Annotated in this window: 16 protein-coding genes; 12 read left to right on the forward strand and 4 right to left on the reverse strand. The window is 62.5% G+C overall.

The window, feature by feature from the left end:
- Window positions 1–8: 8 nt before the first annotated feature.
- On the reverse strand, window positions 9–986 hold the full coding sequence (locus P8Q88_RS04580; protein WP_278322636.1) for a GNAT family N-acetyltransferase: 978 nt from the start codon (window positions 984–986) through the stop codon (window positions 9–11).
- A 26-nt stretch (window positions 987–1012) separates the two neighbouring features.
- On the opposite strand from P8Q88_RS04580, the gene P8Q88_RS04585 reads away from it, so the two are divergent.
- The 12 genes from P8Q88_RS04585 to P8Q88_RS04640 all read left to right on the forward strand — a co-directional run bounded on the left by P8Q88_RS04585 (window position 1013) and on the right by P8Q88_RS04640 (window position 16169).
- Complete coding sequence (locus P8Q88_RS04585) at window positions 1013–2527, forward strand: acyl-CoA ligase (AMP-forming), exosortase A system-associated (RefSeq protein WP_278322637.1); 1515 nt, start codon at window positions 1013–1015, stop codon at window positions 2525–2527.
- The gene (locus P8Q88_RS04590) at window positions 2524–3750 is read left to right on the forward strand and encodes a pyridoxal-dependent decarboxylase, exosortase A system-associated (protein ID WP_278322638.1); all 1227 of its coding nucleotides are present in this window, start codon (window positions 2524–2526) and stop codon (window positions 3748–3750) included. The genes P8Q88_RS04585 and P8Q88_RS04590 overlap by 4 nt, the downstream gene beginning before the upstream one ends.
- A 176-nt stretch (window positions 3751–3926) precedes the next feature.
- Window positions 3927–4568: an XrtA/PEP-CTERM system exopolysaccharide export protein gene (locus P8Q88_RS04595; RefSeq protein ID WP_278322639.1), complete on the forward strand. Its 642-nt coding sequence runs from the start codon at window positions 3927–3929 to the stop codon at window positions 4566–4568.
- A 15-nt stretch (window positions 4569–4583) separates the two neighbouring features.
- On the forward strand, window positions 4584–6104 hold the full coding sequence (locus P8Q88_RS04600) for an XrtA system polysaccharide chain length determinant (protein ID WP_278322640.1): 1521 nt from the start codon (window positions 4584–4586) through the stop codon (window positions 6102–6104).
- Between the two features lie 13 nt (window positions 6105–6117).
- Entirely contained in the window at window positions 6118–7215 is a 1098-nt protein-coding gene (locus P8Q88_RS04605; RefSeq protein WP_446532528.1) for a P-loop NTPase family protein, read from the forward strand.
- Window positions 7216–7274: 59 nt separating this feature from the next.
- Entirely contained in the window at window positions 7275–8885 is a 1611-nt protein-coding gene (locus P8Q88_RS04610) for a preprotein translocase subunit YajC (protein WP_278322642.1), read from the forward strand.
- Window positions 8886–8899: 14 nt separating this feature from the next.
- The gene (locus tag P8Q88_RS04615; RefSeq protein ID WP_278322643.1) at window positions 8900–10096 is read left to right on the forward strand and encodes an XrtA/PEP-CTERM system-associated ATPase; all 1197 of its coding nucleotides are present in this window, start codon (window positions 8900–8902) and stop codon (window positions 10094–10096) included.
- Window positions 10097–10114: 18 nt separating this feature from the next.
- On the forward strand, window positions 10115–10987 hold the full coding sequence (locus P8Q88_RS04620; RefSeq protein WP_278322644.1) for an XrtA system polysaccharide deacetylase: 873 nt from the start codon (window positions 10115–10117) through the stop codon (window positions 10985–10987).
- On the forward strand, window positions 10984–12045 hold the full coding sequence (locus P8Q88_RS04625) for a FemAB family XrtA/PEP-CTERM system-associated protein (protein ID WP_278322645.1): 1062 nt from the start codon (window positions 10984–10986) through the stop codon (window positions 12043–12045). Before P8Q88_RS04620 ends, P8Q88_RS04625 begins: the two co-directional genes overlap by 4 nt.
- 11 nt (window positions 12046–12056) lie before the next feature.
- Window positions 12057–13280, forward strand: coding sequence for a TIGR03087 family PEP-CTERM/XrtA system glycosyltransferase (locus tag P8Q88_RS04630; RefSeq protein WP_278322646.1), 1224 nt, complete (start codon window positions 12057–12059; stop codon window positions 13278–13280).
- A complete protein-coding gene (gene xrtA, locus P8Q88_RS04635; protein ID WP_278322647.1) occupies window positions 13270–14259 on the forward strand; it encodes an exosortase A in 990 nt (329 codons plus the stop codon). The genes P8Q88_RS04630 and xrtA overlap by 11 nt, the downstream gene beginning before the upstream one ends.
- An 11-nt stretch (window positions 14260–14270) precedes the next feature.
- The gene (locus P8Q88_RS04640; protein ID WP_278322648.1) at window positions 14271–16169 is read left to right on the forward strand and encodes an XrtA/PEP-CTERM system amidotransferase; all 1899 of its coding nucleotides are present in this window, start codon (window positions 14271–14273) and stop codon (window positions 16167–16169) included.
- A 6-nt stretch (window positions 16170–16175) separates the two neighbouring features.
- Here the strand turns inward: P8Q88_RS04640 and zapE are convergent, their stop codons facing one another.
- From zapE to P8Q88_RS04655, 3 genes are read right to left on the reverse strand one after another with little or no spacing between them, the layout of a single operon-like run.
- Window positions 16176–17291, reverse strand: a complete 1116-nt coding sequence (gene zapE / locus P8Q88_RS04645; RefSeq protein ID WP_278322649.1) for a cell division protein ZapE — start codon at window positions 17289–17291, stop codon at window positions 16176–16178.
- Window positions 17288–17752, reverse strand: a complete 465-nt coding sequence (locus tag P8Q88_RS04650; RefSeq protein ID WP_446532536.1) for a PaaI family thioesterase — start codon at window positions 17750–17752, stop codon at window positions 17288–17290. The genes zapE and P8Q88_RS04650 overlap by 4 nt, the downstream gene beginning before the upstream one ends.
- Before the next feature lie 4 nt (window positions 17753–17756).
- Window positions 17757–18539, reverse strand: coding sequence for a succinate dehydrogenase iron-sulfur subunit (locus P8Q88_RS04655; RefSeq protein ID WP_278322651.1), 783 nt, complete (start codon window positions 18537–18539; stop codon window positions 17757–17759).
- Window positions 18540–18616 lie beyond the last annotated feature (77 nt).

Raw genomic sequence — 18616 nt, forward strand, 5'->3', positions numbered from 1 at the left:
GGTGCCCCTTAGCTCTGCGAAGTTCCGCGCGCAAGGCGGCGTGCCACGGCCTTGGCGATTGCCGGCCACGCGCGGGGATTGCGCCAATCAAGGCACTCCAGCCGAAAGCGAGCGCGTACCGTTTCCATCCAATCCTTCTTGTACGCATCTGAGCCGGTGCCGAAATCGATCATCTCCACCTTGTCTCGGTCGATGACGTGCTCGAACATCGCGGCGGTCAGCACGGTGCCGGCCGACAATGCCGCTCCTGCTTCGGTATGGGCAAGCTTGTGGATATAGGCTGTCCCGCCATCCACGGTCCAGAATTGCGCCGCAACGCGCGTGCCATCGGCCGATGCGATGCCGAGCCGCAAACGGCCCGCATGGCCTTCATTATTTGCGAACCGTTCGAGAATGTCGGCCCGTTCCTCCACTGGTTTCCAACTCTTCTCGTAGACAAAATTATAATCTGACCAGGCATTTGCGTCGAAATCTTCGAATATCTCGATGTCGATCTTGCCCCGTTTGCGTTTCAAGGTTGTGCGCAATCGTCCGGGACGGCCTGCCCAGTACTCGGCGAACGACCTGCCGCGGACACCGACAATATGGTTCTCGTCGCAATGCTCGCGAAAAACGAGCCAGCCCGCTTTTTGGAAGCTTCGTTCCAGAAGGGAGGCGGTCCCATCCTCCTCGGGCAGCGGCGCCAAAATGATGGACGCTGTCTTGCGCCGTAGCATGCGTCCCAATGCTGCCAGCGCTTCCGGTGCGGTTCCGACCGGTCGCCAGGTGAACGAAAACCAGTTCGTCAGGCTTTCGAGCCCCTTGGCGCGACGAGCGAGCACCATGGCTGCGGCCTCGTCGCCAGAAGCAGCTTCGGCAATGACCACGTCGTTGCGATCTTCCGCGAGCAGCGCGTACCAGGCCAGCCTGTCGAAAGGCCCGGTGCCATTCGTGTCGAGGCCTTGCAGTTTGTCGATCCTGTCGTGATAGCTGACTTCGAATGCCACCCGTGAATCCTCGTGCCGGAGCCTTGATGCCTGATCTCACGCCGTATCCGCTCGATCAACTGACCGTGCGGGGCGATGCACAGGCGAATGCGCTCGTCCTCAAGGATCGGACTCTGACTTTCGGTGACCTGGAGGAGGGCGTGGCTCTGCTGGCAGGGTGGCTTGCAGATCAAGTACCTGAAGGCTCTCGGGTCGCTAGCTGGGCGACGAAGGGCGAATTGACCTGCCTCCTGCCGCTAGCGGCCGCGCGCGCGGGCCTCGTCCACGTGCCTATCAATCCCTTGCTCAAGCGGGCGCAAGTCGCTCATATTCTGACCGATAGTGGTGCCTCGATGCTGGTAGGTACTCCGGCCCGGCTTGAATCGCTGAACGCTGAAGATGTGCCAAATGACTGTCACGTGGTGTCTGAAGCAGCCGCGATCAGCCAGGCTAGCGCACTGGGCCATCGCCTCGCGCCGTCGGATCGCCCGACGAAGGATCTTGCCGCGATCCTCTATACCAGCGGGTCGACAGGCAAGCCCAAGGGCGTGATGCTGAGCCATGCCAATCTCTGGTTGGGCGCCGTCTCGGTCAGCCACTATCTCGGCCTTGCAGCAGATGACATCACGCTGGCAGTGCTGCCCTTGAGTTTCGATTACGGGCAAAACCAGCTTCTCTCGGCTTGGTATGCCGGAAGCTGCGCAGTTCCGCTCGACTATCTGTTTGCGCGGGACGTGACGAAAGCCTGTGCCAAACATGGCATAACGACGCTGGCCGGGGTTCCGCCGCTATGGGTCCAGCTGACCGAAGCTGCCTGGCCGGAAGACGCTGTCGGATCCCTGAGGCGCATCACGAATTCAGGTGGCGCACTTACTACCGAATTGATTGACGCCCTGCGCAAAAAGCTGCCCCAGACGGATATTTTCCCGATGTATGGCCTGACCGAAGCATTTCGCTCAACCTATCTCGATCCGTCGCTTGTCGCATCGCATCCGACCTCCATGGGACGCGCGATTCCCTTCGCCGAGATCATCGTCGTCGACGACGCAGGGCAGGTCAGCGAAGCTGGCGAGGAAGGCGAACTGGTACATTGCGGTCCTCTCGTGGCGCAGGGCTATTGGCAGGACGAGGCGAAAACCAAGGAACGCTTCAGGCCTGCGCCACCAGAGTCCCGCTACGGAGGAACGGCCGTGTGGTCGGGTGATCGGGTCATCCGAGACGAGGACGGTTTGCTGTATTTCGTCGGCCGACGCGACGCGATGATCAAAAGCGCTGGCAACCGCATCAGTCCGCAGGAGATCGAAGACGCTGCGCGTGCCACCGGCCTGGTCTCGGACGCGGTCGCGCTCGGCGTGCCAGACAGCCGGTTGGGACAGGCCATCCATCTCGTGGTCCGGCCTGCAGCCGAAGCGGAACATGCGCACGCCGCGCTGGCCGACAGGTTGAAAGATATCCTGCCGAACTTCATGCAACCTCACTCCATAGAATGGAGGGACGCGCTGCCTACCAACCCCAATGGCAAGATTGATCGCGCGGCACTTCTCGAGGAGCTAGCGCAGTGAAGCCGACAGGCCCGATCCCGTCTGGATTTTCCACAATCGATGGAGAGCTTGCGATCGCCGGACGACCGGTTTCCTCACTTGTTCAGGAAGCTGGGGGAACTCCCCTATTCGTCTATTCAGAGGAGATGATCGAACAGCGGATCGCCGCCTTGCGATCGGCTATGCCCGCCCGAATTGAGATAAATTACGCCATAAAAGCCAATAGCTTTCCGCCTGTTCTTAGCTCAATCTCGAACCTTGTCGACGGAATGGATATCGCGTCAGGCGGCGAGCTCGAAATGGTACAGTCGCTTGGTTACGACATGGACCGTGTGAGTTTTGCAGGTCCGGGCAAGCGCGATAGCGAGCTGGAGGCCGCCATCGCCGCCGGCGTCACGCTCAATCTCGAGAGCGAAAACGAGGCAACCCGGGCGGTGAAGATTGCCGAGCGAGTAGGAACTAGGCCGAAGCTCGCGATCCGCGTCAATCCGGACTTCGACCTCAAGGGGTCTGGCATGAAGATGGGCGGCGGGCCCAAGCCATTCGGCATTGATGCTGTAAGAGTGCCGGCCCTAGCGCGTGATTTGGCCAACGCGGGGTGCGACTGGCGCGGTCTGCATATTTTCACCGGCAGTCAGGCGCTCTCGGCCGATGCGGTAATCGAGATGCAGGCCGAGGTGCTCGATTTGGCTTTTCGCATTTGCGACGAAGCAGGCGTCGACCTTCCCAAACTGAATATGGGGGGTGGCTTTGGCATTCCCTATTTCGCGGGCGACGAGCCGCTCGATATAGCGGCGGTTGGCGTTGCCCTTGAAGATAAGTTGCGAGGCCTCAAGGATAAATATCAGAAAACGCGGTTCTTCATAGAGCTTGGCCGGTTTCTGGTGGGGGAAGCCGGGGTTTATCTGACGCAAATTGTCGATCGCAAGGTCAGCCATGGCGAGACATATCTGGTGACAGACGGCGGGCTTCACCATCAGCTTGCCGCTTCAGGCAATTTCGGGACGGTGGTGCGCCGCAATTATCCGGTGGCGATCGCATCCCGCTTTGGAGCGCCACCGGTGGAAACCGCCAATATCGTCGGGTGTCTATGCACTCCGTTGGATCGACTTGCCGACAAGGTGGAAGTTCCCCAAGCAGAGATCGGTGACATCGTCGCGGTGTTTTGCGCTGGCGCTTATGGTGCCAGTGCCTCACCAAGCGAGTTTCTGGGCCACGGACCGGCGCGCGAGATGCTGGTCTGACGGAATCGAGTCCCATTTAGGGACAGCCCTGCAAAGACTTGGTAAACCTGCGGGAATCGGGGCGTCTTCCGGTCTATGGATAACGCTATATTCACCTTTGCAGCGCATAAGGTTCGCAATCCGTGCGAGCCGTCGGCTTGCCGAATACGCCCGCGATCGCTTGAGGTAAGAATTTGATGCTATTCCATGCGAAGGCCAGACTGATCGGACACTGTCTTGCCGCAACCTTGGTATTAAGTGGTTGCACGACCACCGGCGAAGAATTGCCGCCGGCCACTTTCGTGGCGTTGCAGGAGGGGCCGGGCGAAGAATACGTCATCGGCCCACTCGACGAATTGACCATCCATGTCTGGCGCAATCCCGAACTTGGTGCGGAAAAGATCCAGGTCCGCCCCGATGGTCGCATCACCATTCCTCTGGTGAAAGACATGCCGGCCGTCGGCAAGACCCCCTCCATGCTTGAGGAGGACATTCGCCTGCAGCTCAGCGAATATATCGAGGATCCGCTTGTCTCGGTTATCGTGAATGAGTTTGCCGGCACCTTCAGCCAGCAGATCCGCATAGTCGGGGCGACGGAGCAGCCGGCATCTTTGCCCTATCGCGCCAATATGACCGTTCTCGACGCGATGATAGCGGTCGGTGGTCTTAGCGAATTTGCGGCGGGCAATCGTGCCAAATTGATACGCTTCGACAAGCAGATGGGGCAGCAACGCGAATACGCGCTAAGGCTCACCGACTTGCTGAAGCGTGGCGATAGCGAAGCGAACGTCCTGCTGCAGCCCGGAGATGTGATCATCATCCCGGAAAGCACTTTCTGACGGTAGTCCTGATCCATGCAGGAAGTCTTCGACGAGGTTCGCAGTGCGCTGCACACGGTGTGGAACCGCCGGTGGCTGGCGCTCGCGGTCGCCTGGGGCGTGTGCGTCCTCGGATGGCTTTTCGTCGCGACGATCCCAAATAGTTATGAAAGCCGGGCTCGCATTTACGTGGAGCTCGACGACGTCCTGTCCAAGCAGCTCGAAATTTCCGGCGAGGGGCGCCAGGCCATCACCAAGGTTCGCCAGACTCTGACCAGCGCGGTCAATCTCGAGAAAGTGGTGCGCTCGACCCAATTGGGCGAAAATGTGAACACCCAGCGCGAGATGCAGGACGCTGTCGACCGACTGACCGAGCAGGTCGGCATCAAGAGCACGGAAGACAATCTGTTCGAACTGACCGCCACCGTCGGCAACGCATCGTTGACGGATGCGGAGAATGCGGCGCTCGCCCAGGACGTCGTTCAGAAACTGATCGACATCTTTCGCGAGGAGAATGTCGCAGGCAATCGCGGGCAAGTTGCCGATACGCTCGCTTTTCTCGACCAGCAGCTCGAGGAGCGCAAACGCGAGCTGGAGGCAGCGGAACAACGCCGCCTCGCCTTCGAGGCACAGAATCCCGAGCTTATTGGTGGAAGCGGCAGCGTAACAGTCAGGCTGAATGCGATGCGCGATGAAATGCGCGACGTCGATAGCGATATCGCGGCTGCGCAAAGTGCGCTCGCGGCAATCAGCGGTCAGGTCTCGAGCACGCCGCGCTCCATCGCGACCGCCGGCGATGTGGGCGGGGCACGGATGGCACTTACTCAAGCACAATCTCAGCTGTCTGCGATGCGGGCACGCGGGCTTACCGACAGCCATCCGGACGTGCAGGCGCAGAAGCGCCAGATCGCCCTGCTTCGCGAACAGGCTGCAAACGAGCCTTCGGGAGCGGGAAGCGCACCCAATCCGGCCTACGCTTCGCTGGTGGCAATGCGTTCGGAGCGGCAGGCTAACCTTCAGGCGCTGCAGGCACGCAAGGCGGCCCTGCAATCCGATATCTCGCGGCTGATCGCCAATCAGGCGGAGGAGCCCGCCGTTGCCGCGGAAGCCAATCGGATCAGCCGCGATTACGAGGTGCTGAAAGAGAAATATGACGAGCTCCTCAACGATCGCGAGGAGATGCGGCTGCGCGGCCAGGTCGAAACCGAACGCAGCGCGTTTCAGTTCGAGGTCATCGACCCGCCGACTGCGCCGACACGGCCTGCTGCGCCCAATCGCCCGCTGCTCCTCGTCGGTGTATTGCTCGCAGGTGTCGCGATCGGTTCTGCCGTCGCCTTCGTCATGGGACAGCTGCGCTCCAGTTTCACGACTGCGGACAAGCTCGAACGCATGCTGGATCTGCCTGTCGTCGGCACGATATCGCGATCGGTGACCGTCGCCGACAGGCGTCGCGGGCGCGTGCAGCTCAAGAAGTTTTTCGCCGCAAGCGGTGCACTTGCCGGTCTGTGCATGGTGTTGCTGCTGGTTGAAATCATTCAAGTTGGCTCGGTGGCCTGAGAGGAACGTGTCAGTGAACAAGCCGGCCAATCTCACTCCGCCCGCCGAGGGCAAGGACGACAAGCGGGACTCTCTGCTTGAGCGCGCCAGTGGGGCGTTCGGGCTCGACGAGCTGAAGCCTGCCGCCGTGCCGAAGGGACTGGCGAGCGACAGGGCCACCAAATTCGCTCCGCAGCGCGAGATCAGCCGCGACCCACAGCGTGACATGAGCCGCGACTCAGACCGTGAGCTTGGCCGCGACCCGCAGGGGCAGGAGACGCCTCGCCGCCGTGCATCCGATTACATCGGAGAACCTGCCCACGCCGCTCCCGCCGCAACGCAGCGCGAAGATCGCAAGACGGCAGTTCCCGAAGCCAAGGGGCCGGCAGTAGAATTCACCGGCGAGAAGCGCGAAATCGTCCGCTCGCTCTTGCGCGAGCAGGGTCTGATCGATCCCGACGGCGGTGCTTCGACCCTGTTGGAAGAATTCCGCATCGTGAAGCGGCAGGTTCTCGCGGCAGCCAAGGCAGATGAAGGCCAGGCGCAGGCGCGGCGCGTGCTGATCTGTTCGCCCCATCCCAATGAGGGCAAGACATTTTGTGCGCTCAATCTCGCCATGGCGATGGCAGCCGAACGCGATACGGAAGTGCTTCTGATCGACGCCGATTTCGGCAAGCCGTCGATCATGTCGAAACTGGGCCTCGAGGCGGGGAAAGGCTTCATGGACGTGCTCGCCAATCCCGCGAGCCAGGTCGAGGATTTCGTCGTCGGTACCGACATCTCCGGGCTGTGGTTGCTGCCGGCGGGCGAGCGGACGGGTCGCGACAGCGAGTATCTCGCCAGCGAGCGAACCTGGGAGGTTCTCAACCGGCTCACGCGAAATGCCCCCAACCGCTTCATAATCTTCGACAGTACTCCGGCATTGGCGGCCACACCGGCAGCCGAACTGGCCAAGCATGTAGGGCAGGCCCTGCTCGTGGCGCGGAGCGATCAGACCGGACGCGCGGCTCTGGAGGATGCGATCGACCTTTTGTCGGCGTGTCCCGACATCAAACTCCTGCTCAACGATGCAACCTTCAGCCCGAGTGGTCGAAAGTTCGGCAGCTATTATGGCTACGGTGAAGAAAAATAATGGGTTTTCTTCGCCATTCCGGTCAAGCGATAGCGCTGTCCTTGGCAGCCGTTTGCGCGATGGCCACCCCCGCGCATGCGCAATCGGGGGCCACCGCACCATCATCGCAATCGGCGGAGCCGGAAGAGGCGCAGGCGAGCCGGAGCCTGCGCATCGATCCCTATATCGAGGCGAACACGATCGCCAACTGGCAGATCACACCGGGCGACGACGTTCTCACCTACACGCAGCTGGCGGTCGGAGTTGACGGGTCCGTCCAGGGGCGAAACACCGGTGGGGCAATATCCCTTCGTTACGAGCGCAATTTCGCGCATCAATCGGACGGCGCGGATTCCGACACGCTGACCGGGCTTGCGCGCGGTTATGTCTCGCTGGTTCCGCGGGTCCTCACACTGGAAGCGGGCGCGCTGGCGTCGCGAACGAGCGTAGATGGATCCGGCCGATCCATCATCGCGCCACTGGCGGCGGACGATCTCACTACGCAGACCTATTCGGTCTATGCCGGGCCCAACCTTCAGACCCGTGTCCAGGATATCGACATATCCGCCGACTACCGCATCGGTTACACGCGCGTCGAAGGGCCGGATTTCCTGACTTTCGCGGGCGATCCGGTCGACATCTTCGACGAGAGCGTCAGCCACAGCGCCAGCGCGCGCGCTGGAACGCAGCCGGGCTGGGGAGGCTTGCCGGTGGGGCTGGGCGTTGGCGCGGGTTTCTACCAGGAAGACATCTCCAATCTCGACCAGCGAGTGCGCGATGCCTTCGTCCGCGGCGATGTAACGGTACCCGTGACCCCGACGCTCGCTGTCGTCTTCGGGGCAGGCTATGAGGATGTGGAGGTATCGAGCCGCGATGTGCTGCGCGATGCCGATGGCGATCCGATCCTCGGGACCGACGGTCGGCTGATAACCGACGAGGCCAGCCCGCGCGTCATCGCCTATGAAGCTGACGGCCTGATCTGGGACGTCGGTGTCGTGTGGCGGCCGAGCAGCCGGACCGAGCTTCAGGCGACCTTCGGCCACCGCTACGACAGCGAGACTTTCTACGGCAGTTTTACCTGGCAACCCGACCGTCGCAGCAGCTTCGGCCTTGGTGTTTACGATAGCATCCAGGGCTTTGGTGGACGGCTCAACAATGCGTTGGCAGCGCTGCCCACCGACTTCTCTGTCGTCCGTGATCCCGTGACGGGTGATATCACCGGCTGCGTCAACAGCCTCGACGGGCTCGGCTGCCTCGACGGGGCGCTTGGCTCCGTCAGGTCGTCTGTATTCCGGGGTCGCGGTGTCGTGGCGAGCTATACCTACGATTTCGGTCGTACCGTAGCCGGCATCGGTGCCGGCTACGATCGCCGCCGCTTTATCGGCGCGCCGGGTACGATCCTCGAGCTGGCCGACGGTATCGTCGACGAGAGCGTGTTTGTCTCGGCAAACCTCGCCGGCCCTCTGGCTCGCGGCAATTACTCGCTCAACGGCTACGCCAACTGGTTCGACAGCGGCGCGAGTTCGCTCGGCGATGCTTTCGCAGTCGGCGCGTCGGCAGCCTATTCGGAGCGCGTTTGGCGCAACCTTTCGGCACGTGCTGCCGTTGCCTTGACCATGGTAGATCTGGAAGCTGCGCCTGACACCTTCCTGACTGCCTCCGCGCTCCTCGGACTGCGCTACGATTTCTGATAAGGACGCTAGCTATGTACGAAGATTTCTACGGTTTCAGCGAGCGCCCCTTCCAGCTTACCCCGGACCCGGCGTTCTATTTCGAAAGCATCACGCACAAGAAGGCGCTGAGCTATCTCGGCTACGGGCTGAACCAGGGCGAAGGCTTTGTTGTCATCACTGGCGAGGTCGGGGCCGGCAAATCGACGCTGGTCGCGCATCTCCGGCAAAAGCTCGATGGCGAGCAGATGACGGTCGGCGAAGTCGTCACGAGCGCTCTGGACGATGACGAGATGATCCACGTCGCTGCGCGCAGCTTCGGGCTCGATGTCGCTGGTGGCGACAAGGCAACCGCGCTCGCCGCCATCGAGCTGTTCCTCCATGAAGAGGCCCGCAATGGGCGCCGTGTCCTGTTGATCGTCGATGAGGCGCAAAACCTCTCGATCGGTGCACTCGAAGAATTGCGCATGCTGTCCAACTTCCAGCTGGGCTCGCATCCGCTATTGCAGACGCTGCTTCTCGGACAGCCGGAATTCAAGCAGTTGTTGGCGAAATCTGAGGAACTGGAGCAGCTGCGCCAGCGCGTGATCGCGGCGCATCACCTGGATGCGATGCAGCCGGGTGAAGTCGAGGCCTATGTGACCCACCGGCTGCGCCATGTCGGCTGGGACGGTGCGCCGGAGATCGACAAGGCGATCTGGGTCAGGCTGCACAAGGCGAGTGGAGGAATTCCGCGCAAGGTCAACCAGATCATGACCCGGCTGTTGCTCATGGGCGCGCTGGAAGAACGCGCACGGCTCGATGCGGAGATGCTCGAGGCCGTGCTGCTTGAGATGTCCGGTGACGAAGTTTCGGAGGAAGCTGGCGAGCCTGCATCAAAGCCACGGCCGGATCGCGACCTGCCTGCCGCGGATGCGATTGCCCGCGCTCATGGAGAGACGACGCCCGACTCCGCAACGGCGGGCCGGTCTGGCGGAGTCTTGTTGAACCGCCAGATCAAGGCAATCGAGCACGCCTTTGCCGAACGCGACCGCCACTTGGCACGCTTGCGCCGTGAGGTCGAAAAGCTCGCTGCTGCCCGCGAAGAGGCCGGTGGCGAGCTTTCGGGCGATGCGGATAAGCGTCTGGCTGACATCGAGCGTCGTCTCGACGAACAGGAACAATCTCTGCGTCATGTCCTGACGATGATGATCGACTATTTCGAAAGCCAGGCTACGCGCGCTGCGGCCTGACGTGGGCGGGAGGAGCCGATGACAGAATCCGGCATCGTCAACGGCCTGTCAGTCGACGTGGAAGACTGGTTCCAGGTCGGTGCTTTCGAGAATACCATCCATCGCGAGGACTGGGATTCCCTGCAATTGCGGGTCGGCGACAATGTCGCACGGATCCTGGACCTCTTCGATGAAGCCGGCGTCAAGGCGACCTTCTTCACCCTGGGTTGGGTGGCCGAGCGCAACCGCTCCGCCATGCGCTCCATCGTGGAGCGGGGCCACGAATTGGCAAGCCATGGCTACGACCACACGCGGGTCTTCACCTTCACGCCGGAGCAATTCGCCGACGACATCGCCAGAGCCCGGGCGATCCTTGAAGACGCGTCCGGTGCACGCATAACCGGCTATCGCGCGCCGAGCTTTTCCATCGATGCGCGCAATCCGTGGGCGCATGAAGTGCTTGCCGACCACGGGTATGCCTATTCTTCCAGCGTCGCGCCTGTCGTGCATGATCATTACGGATGGCGCGAGGCGCCGCGCTTCGCCTTCAACCCGGTGGCAGGCAGCGATCTGGTAGAAATACCGGTGACTACGGCGATGTTTCGCGGCCGCCGCCTTGCCGCAGGTGGCGGCGGTTTCTTCCGCGTCCTGCCCTATGGCTTCAGCCGCTGGGCGATCCGGCAGGTGAACCGGCGGGATGCACGGCCAGCGGTGTTCTACTTCCACCCGTGGGAAGTCGATCCGGACCAGCCGCGTGTTGCGACCGCGCCGATGCGATCGCGCCTGCGGCACTATACCAATCTCGCGCGGATGGAGGACAAGCTCTCCGGGCTGCTGAAGGAGTTTTCCTGGGGCCGGATGGACGAGCTCGCCAAGGTCGAGGCCGGGCGTAGTCTCGAGTGGGCAGCGTGAACGCTCCGGTCCGGCTCGCGGCTGCCGTTCGATCCGTCGACTTCAACGATCGCACCGAGATCGCGCGGGTCGAGAGTTTCGTGGCGGATCGCGAGGGCAGCGTCTTTCAGCGGCCACTGTGGGTCGAAACCACTGCGGAGGGTACGCGAAACACGCCTTTCGGCCTCGTTGTCGAACGCGGAGGCGCGCTTGACGCATGGCTGCCGCTGACGCTGGTTCATTCGCCGCTGTTCGGCCGGGCATTCGTGTCGAGCGGCTTCGGTGTCGGTGGCGGAATGCTGGTCTCGCGCGAGGCGGATATCGAGGTGCTCGGTGCGGCAGCGATCGAGCTTGCCGAGAGACATAACGTCGCAACGATCGAGCTGCGCGATGCGACAGCGCCCGGGGAATGGAAGTCCATCGAGGGCAAGCATGCCAATTTCTCGCGCGAACTTGCCGCGGATGACGAAGCGCAACTGCTGGCTATTCCGCGCAAGGCCCGGGCGGAAGTCCGCAAGGGAATGGCCAATCCGCTTACGGTTTCGGTCGGCCGGGACGAGGCGGATCGCGCGGCGCACTATGCCGTCTTTTCGCGGAGCGTGCACAACCTCGGAACGCCGGTTTTTCCGCGTAGCCTGTTCGACGCCGTGCTGGACGGCTTCGGCCCGGATGCAGACATTCTGACCGTGCATGCCGAAACCGGCCCGGTGGCGAGCGTTCTTTCGCTCTATCATGCAGGGACGGTCATGCCATTCTGGGGAGGCGGGACCTTCGCCGCGCGAGGCCTGCGCGCCAATGAACGCATGTACTACGAACTCATGTTGCATGCCCGTCGCAAGGGGTGCTCCCGGTTCGACTTCGGCCGCTCCAAGACGGGAAGCGGGCCGTTTGCTTTCAAGAAGAACTGGGGCTTCGAACCAGAACCGCTGACCTATCGCAGCTGGTCGGCGCCCGGCAGCGCGGAACGCAATATCGACCCGAACGATGCGAGCTATTCGACGAAGATCGAGCTATGGAAGCGCATGCCGTTATCCCTCGCCAATGCGTTCGGGCCGCATATCGCGCGCGGACTGGGCTGATCGAGCCGAAGATGGGCGACATCCTGTTCCTCGGACATCGTGTTCCGTTTCCGCCCGATCGCGGCGACAAGATACGCTCGCACCACCTGCTGAAGGGGTTGGCGAGGATTGCCCCGGTTCACGTGGGGACATTTGCGGAAACACCCGCCGATCGCATGCGGAAGGGAGAGCTGGCGGCACTCGCGAAAACGCACGCATTGATCGACCGTCAGAAACCGTTGCCGCTCGCCGGACTCCAGGCTGTGGTGACGAACCGTCCCGTGAGCCTGGCGGCATTCGATCACGCGGCGATGCGGTCCTATGTCGCGAAGACGGTAAGAAATCACCGTATCGATACGATCTTCGTGTTCTCCGGCCAGATGGGTCAGTATATTCCGTCGGATTTCGGCGGGCGGATCATTGTCGATCTGTGCGACGTCGATAGCGCCAAGTTCGCTGCCTATGCGGATAGCGGCCAGCGGCGCTGGCTCAATCGAAGGGAGGCTCGCCTGCTGGCGCGGGAAGAGCAAAGGCTGGCCCATCGCGCCGACATGACCTTCCTGATCAGCGATGCGGAAGTCGGACTGTTTCGCCAGCAGATCGGCGATACTGCCGGTATCGACGTGCGATCCCTTGGCAACGGGATCGATGCCGCGTTTTTCGCCCCTGACGGGATAACCCCGTCCGAGCACTTGGCCGAGGCGGAGGACCCGCAGCTCGTTTTCACCGGGCAGATGGATTACCCGCCCAATATCGCTGCGGTCGAGTGGATGATCGATGAGGTCATGCCGCGGCTCCGCCAGCACCATCCGCGCGCCCGCTTCCACGTCGTCGGACGTGCGGCCCCCGCCAGACTTACGGCACGGCATGGCGAGGTCGGGACCAGGGTATGGGGCGAAGTTCCCGATGTCCGGCCATTCCTGCGGGCCGCGGACATCGTGGTCGCGCCGCTGCTCCTTGCTCGCGGAGTGCAGAACAAGGTGCTCGAGGCGATGGCCATGGCCCGGCCGGTCCTGCTTACTCCCGGTGCGGCAACCGGCATCGATGCTCAGAATGCCCAGCATTTCCTGGTGCGCGAGGCCAACCCGGCAATCTGGATCGAGGCGATCGATGAGTTGTTCGGCCAACCCGCAAGGGCGGCGGCGATGGGCGCGGAGGCTCGTCGCTATGTTGTCGGGAATCTGAGTTGGGAAAGCGTCTATCGCCAGTTGGCCGCACTTGTCTCTCCGGGCGCGGCCGGGCGCGATGCAGCCTGATTTTGCCATGGCCGGAGCCGCGACACGATCGTGGAGGGCAGCGATCGCGCAGCTCGCCGTCATCTGGTCGCTGCTGTTCGCCGCGACCTTCGACCAATGGGCGCAGATGTTCCATCAATGGTGGAACATCGACACCTATAGCCACATCCTTCTGATCCCACCGATCATCGCCTGGCTGGTTTGGCTGAAGCGTGATGCCCTTGTGCGGATTGCGCCCACTGGCTGGTGGCCAGGCCTGATCTGGGCGTTGCTCGGCCTCGCTCTGTGGACGGTCGGGCGCGCATTGGAGGTGAACCTCTTTGCGCAGACAGGGACGCTGATGGCGGTGCAGGGCGCAACGGTCGCGCTTCTGGGCTTGCGCATCAGCCTCTTTCTCGCTCTGCCGATCGCTTACTCCAGTTTCCTGGTGCCCTTCGGCGACGAGATCATCCCGCAATTGCAGGCCGTAACCGCAAACCTCGCAACATGGCTTACCGACCTCAGCGGAATCGCGATGATCGCCGATGGGATCTATATCGATACGCCAGCGGGGCTTTTCATCGTCGCCGAGGCGTGTTCGGGGGTGAAATTTCTGATCGCCATGGTGACATTGGGCGTCCTCGTCATCTTCACTTGCTTCGAGAGCTGGTCGCGGCGGGCGTGGTTCATGCTGGCCTGCATCGCCGTTCCGATCCTCGCCAACGGTATTCGCGCCTGGGCGACCATCTTCATCGCGCAATATGTCGGTGCCGAAGCGGCGGGCAGCTTCGATCATATCGTTTATGGGTGGGTTTTCTTCGGCATCGTCATCGCGCTGGTTCTTGGCTTTGCCTGGCCCTGGTTCGAGCGTGATCCGGAGGACTCCGGATGGACCTCTGACGAGATTTCCAGCTTGCCGCTGGTCGATAGCCTGGAGCGTTTTCATGGCTCGGCTTTCGCGATCACGGCTTGCGGTATCGGTCTTGCAATGACCTTTGTCGCGCTCGCCCGGCTCGGCTAGGGCACTGGGCAATGTGCGGGATCGCGGGAATCTTCCATTACGAGACGGTCAAGCCCGTCGATCCGAAACGGGTCGAACGGATGACCGACGCCCTGGCCCATCGGGGGCCTGATGGGTCGGGTGTCTGGACTGCCCCCGGTGTGGGTCTCGGCCATCGCCGCCTGTCGATCATTGATCTTGCCGGCTCGCCCCAGCCCATGCATTCTGCCGACGGCCGGGCGGTAATCGTCTTCAACGGCGAGATATACAATTATCGCGAATTGCGCCGCGAACTCGAGCTTGCCGGGAGCAAATTTCGCACCAACGGAGATACTGAGACAATCCTGGCCGCTTGGCAGAAATGGGGCCCTGCCTGCCTCGAGCGACTGGACGGAATGTTCGCCTTTGCGCTCTACGACCTCGACAAGCGCCAGCTGTTCCTCGCCCGCGACCGCCTTGGGGTGAAGCCGCTCTACACCGCCGAAATCGAAGGCGGAGCGCTCGCCTTTGCGAGCGAATTGAAAGGCCTGCTTGCCAATCCGCTGCTGAAGCGCCGCATCGATCCCTTGGCGATCGAGGATTTCATGACATGGGGATATGTCCCCGATCACCGCTCGATCCTGAAGAATGTCGGCAAGCTGCCCGCGGGTCATTTCCAGTTGCTCGACCATGGACGGCCCCCTCGTCCGCCGGTCCAGTGGTGGGATGTGAGTTTTGCCGAACGTCTTCGCGGCACGCATGAGGATCACGCTGTCGAACTCCTGCATCTGATGCGTGAGGGCGTCACCAGCCGAATGGTGGCTGATGTGCCGCTCGGCGCCTTCCTTTCCGGCGGGGTCGACAGCTCCTCGGTCGTCGCGCTGATGAGTGAGGCAAGTGCGCGTCCGGTCACAAGCTGTTCGATCGGATTCGATGTCAAGGACGTCGACGAGACGAGTCATGCGCGTAAAGTCGCAGAGCTGTTCGGAACCGATCATCACGAGCGCGTCGTCTCCGCCGACCAATTCGACGAGGCCGACGATATAGCGGCGATTTTCGACGAGCCTTTCGCCGATGCCAGCGCGCTGCCGACGCTGCGTGTCTGTGCTTTGGCACGCGAGCACGTAACCGTCGCATTGTCGGGCGACGGGGCGGACGAGGCTCTGGCCGGCTATCGCCGCCAGATGTTCCATGCTCGTGAGGAGCAGGCGAGGGCGGTCGTCCCGAAACTTCTGCGCCAACCCCTCTTCGGCGCGCTTGGCCGGGTTTGGCCGAAGGCGGATTGGGCCCCGCGGCCCCTGCGCGCCAAGGCGACATTGCTGGCGCTCGCGGAGGAGGGCGAGGCCGGATATGCGCGCGCGCTGTCGATCCTTGCACCGGAGCAGCGCGATGCACTCTACGGCAATACGCTGCTGGCCGAACGGGGCGACTATCGCGCCGAGCATCCTTTCGAGGATTTGATGCGCAACGCGCCCGCGCGCAGCGGTCTGGATCGCGCGCAATATGCCGACCTCAAGTTCTGGTTACCCGGCGATATCCTGACCAAGACCGACCGTGCCAGTATGGCGGTGTCACTCGAAGCTCGCGAGCCCCTGCTCGACCATCGGCTCATCGAATTCGCTGCGAATCTGCCGCACAGGGAGCGTCTGCGCGGCACGACCGGCAAATGGCTCATGAAACATGCGATGCAGCGCTATCTTCCCGACGACATCCTGTACCGCCCCAAGCAGGGCTTCGTGACGCCGATTGCGCAGTGGTTTCGCGGGCCACTGGCGCAAGTTGCGCGCGAGGTTGTCGCAAGCGAGAAACTGGTCGGGACCGGATGGTTCGCGCGCAGGCCGCTGGCACGCCTTGCCGAAGAGCATATCGCCGGACAGGCTGACCACAGCCGCACGCTCTGGCAATTGCTGATGCTCGAACGCTCGCTCGATCGCTTGAGCCCGACGAGCTAGTTCATCCTATGCGGCGACGCCGTGGCCGCTTGCCATGTAGTCGCTGCTCTGCATTTCCATGAGCCGGCTGACAGTGCGTTCGAATTCGAAAGATCCTTCGCCCGCGGTGTAGAGATTCTCGGGCTCGGCCGCCGCGGTCGCGAACAGCTTTACGTTGTTCTCGTACAGCGCGTCGATCAGCTTGGTGAAGCGGATTGCCTCGTTCTGGTTCTCCGGAGACATCCTCGGGATGCCAACCACGATGACGGTATGATAGGCGTGGGCGATGGCCAGATAGTCGGCCGCCCCCCGGTTCTCGCCGCATAACCGCTTGAAACTGAAGACCGCCACGCCCTTGAGGCTCTTCGGCACGTGAAGCGTCCTGCCGCCCCCGAGGTCCACCTCGCCCGACGGGACGTGGTCGGCATCTTCGGGTTTGTAGTCGGTGAGGCGGAAGAAGGCCTCGCGAACCTGCGCCGTGGCAGCATCGCCAAGGGGCGCGTGCCAGGTTTCGAGGTCGCCCAGGCGGTCAAGGCGATAATCGGTCGGCCCGTTCAGTGGCATCACGTCGAATTCCGCTTCGACGAGATCGATGAATGGCAGGAACAGAGACCGATTGAGGCCATCCTTGTAGAGATCGCGGGGAGGGCGGTTGCTGGTGGTGACGACAGCCAGCCCCTCGTCGCAGATCAGTGCGGTGAACAGCCGGCTCATGATGGCGGCATCGGCTGTGTTCGTCACGACCATCTCGTCGAAGGCGAGGCAGCGGACGTCTCGCGCGATATCGCGAGCGACCTTGCCCGTCGGATCGCCCGGATCGGTTTCGCGCCGCTCGCGCATGCGGCGGTCGACCTCGAGCATGAATTCGTGGAAGTGGACGCGGCGCTTCTGGTCGATCTCGAGCGTCTCGACGAACAGGTCCATCAACATGGATTTGCCGCGACCGACGCCGCCCCACATATAAACGCCTTGCGGCCGCGTTTTCTTGGGCCGGAAGAGCTGCGAGAGAAGGCCGCCGGGCGCCTCCGCCTGCACTTCCCGCTGCAGACGATCGAGCCGCTCGGCCGCCCGCCGCTGGTCAGGGTCGGGACGCAGTTCGCCTGCCGCGACAAGCCGCTCGTAGCGCGCAAGCATGCCGCTCATTGGGCGGGGGGCCGGCGATGCATCTTCTTCACGATACCAGAGAAGGACGCGACGAGATGCTCTTCCTGCACGACCTGGCCGCGTACGAACACCATGCTCCCGGTCTCGCGCACGATCTCGCAGATGGCGTCGAGCGGACGGTCGGGCTGTCCGGCACCGACGAACTGGGTCGACAATTCAAGCGTGACCGATGGCCCGGCATTGCCGCTGCCGATCGTGTGCAAGGTCGTGAACAGCGCGATGTCGATCAGCGATAGCGTCACCGCGCCGTGGATGATCCCCTGGAGGTTCTCGTGCCGCCGTTCGGGAAACATGCGCAGCCGCGCCTTTCCGTCATCGTCGACCCGGGTGATGAGCTTGCCCATCACCGCGCCGTTGAACAGCGTCTGATCCTTGAGATTCCAGTGCCGCCAGCCCGGATTTTCCGGGTCCGGCCCGTGGTCGAATACCTCGTCCGGCAGCACGTCAGATGGCGCGTTCGGCGATCATCTTCTTGGTTTCGGCGATCGCCTTGGCCGGGCTCAGGCCCTTGGGGCACACGTTCGCGCAGTTCATGATCGTGTGGCAGCGATAGAGGCGGAAGGGGTCTTCCAGCTGATCGAGCCGCTCACCCGTCATCTCGTCGCGGCTGTCCGCCAGCCAGCGATAGGCCTGCAGCAGGATCGCAGGGCCGAGGAACTTGTCGCTGTTCCACCAGTAGCTCGGGCAGGCGGTTGAGCAGCAGGCACACAGGATGCATTCGTAGAGGCCGTCGAGCTTTTCGCGCTGCTCGGGCGACTGGAGGCGCTCCTTGCCGCTCGGCGTGGTGGAGACGGTCTGCAGCCAGGGACGAATGCTGGCGTATTGCGCGTAGAAATGCGTGAAATCAGGCACGAGGTCCTTGATCACGTCCATGCTCGGCAGCGGAGTGATGCGGATTTCGCCCTTCAGGTCCTCGATCGCGGTGGTGCAGGCGAGGCCGTTCTTCCCATTGAGGTTCATCGAGCAAGAGCCGCAGATGCCTTCCCGGCAGGAGCGGCGAAAGGTCAGCGTCGGGTCGATCTCGTTTTTGATCTTGAACAGCGCGTCGAGGACCATGGGCCCGCAATCGTCGAGGTCGAGCTCGAATGTGTCATAGCGCGGATTTTCGCCGCTATCGGGATCGTAGCGATAGATCTTGAACTTGCGAATGCGCGAGCCGCCATCGGCTTTGTGGGCGTGCCCCTTGCCGGTAATCTTGGAGTTCTTCGGGAGGGTGAAGGTCGCCATTCGTCGTCAGTCCTGTTGCCTTATGCAACCCATCTAGCGGTTCGGGCGAGTGGTGCAAGGCCGAGTATGCTGCATTT

It is taken from the genome of Qipengyuania marincola (assembly GCF_029688625.1).
In the GTDB taxonomy this organism is placed as follows: Bacteria; Pseudomonadota; Alphaproteobacteria; order Sphingomonadales; family Sphingomonadaceae; genus Qipengyuania.

Bases quoted from the DNA above. Each gene is read 5' to 3' on its own strand.
- P8Q88_RS04585 (WP_278322637.1), top strand. From the start codon at position 1,013: ATGCCTGATCTCACGCCGTATCCGCTCGATCAACTGACCGTGCGGGGC.
- P8Q88_RS04595 (WP_278322639.1), top strand. From the start codon at position 3,927: ATGCTATTCCATGCGAAGGCCAGACTGATCGGACACTGTCTTGCCGCA.
- P8Q88_RS04600 (WP_278322640.1), top strand. From the start codon at position 4,584: ATGCAGGAAGTCTTCGACGAGGTTCGCAGTGCGCTGCACACGGTGTGG.
- P8Q88_RS04610 (WP_278322642.1), top strand. From the start codon at position 7,275: ATGGCCACCCCCGCGCATGCGCAATCGGGGGCCACCGCACCATCATCG.
- P8Q88_RS04615 (WP_278322643.1), top strand. From the start codon at position 8,900: ATGTACGAAGATTTCTACGGTTTCAGCGAGCGCCCCTTCCAGCTTACC.
- P8Q88_RS04620 (WP_278322644.1), top strand. From the start codon at position 10,115: ATGACAGAATCCGGCATCGTCAACGGCCTGTCAGTCGACGTGGAAGAC.
- P8Q88_RS04630 (WP_278322646.1), top strand. From the start codon at position 12,057: ATGGGCGACATCCTGTTCCTCGGACATCGTGTTCCGTTTCCGCCCGAT.
- xrtA (WP_278322647.1), top strand. From the start codon at position 13,270: ATGCAGCCTGATTTTGCCATGGCCGGAGCCGCGACACGATCGTGGAGG.
- P8Q88_RS04640 (WP_278322648.1), top strand. From the start codon at position 14,271: ATGTGCGGGATCGCGGGAATCTTCCATTACGAGACGGTCAAGCCCGTC.
- zapE (WP_278322649.1), bottom strand. From the start codon at position 17,291: ATGAGCGGCATGCTTGCGCGCTACGAGCGGCTTGTCGCGGCAGGCGAA.
- P8Q88_RS04655 (WP_278322651.1), bottom strand. From the start codon at position 18,539: ATGGCGACCTTCACCCTCCCGAAGAACTCCAAGATTACCGGCAAGGGG.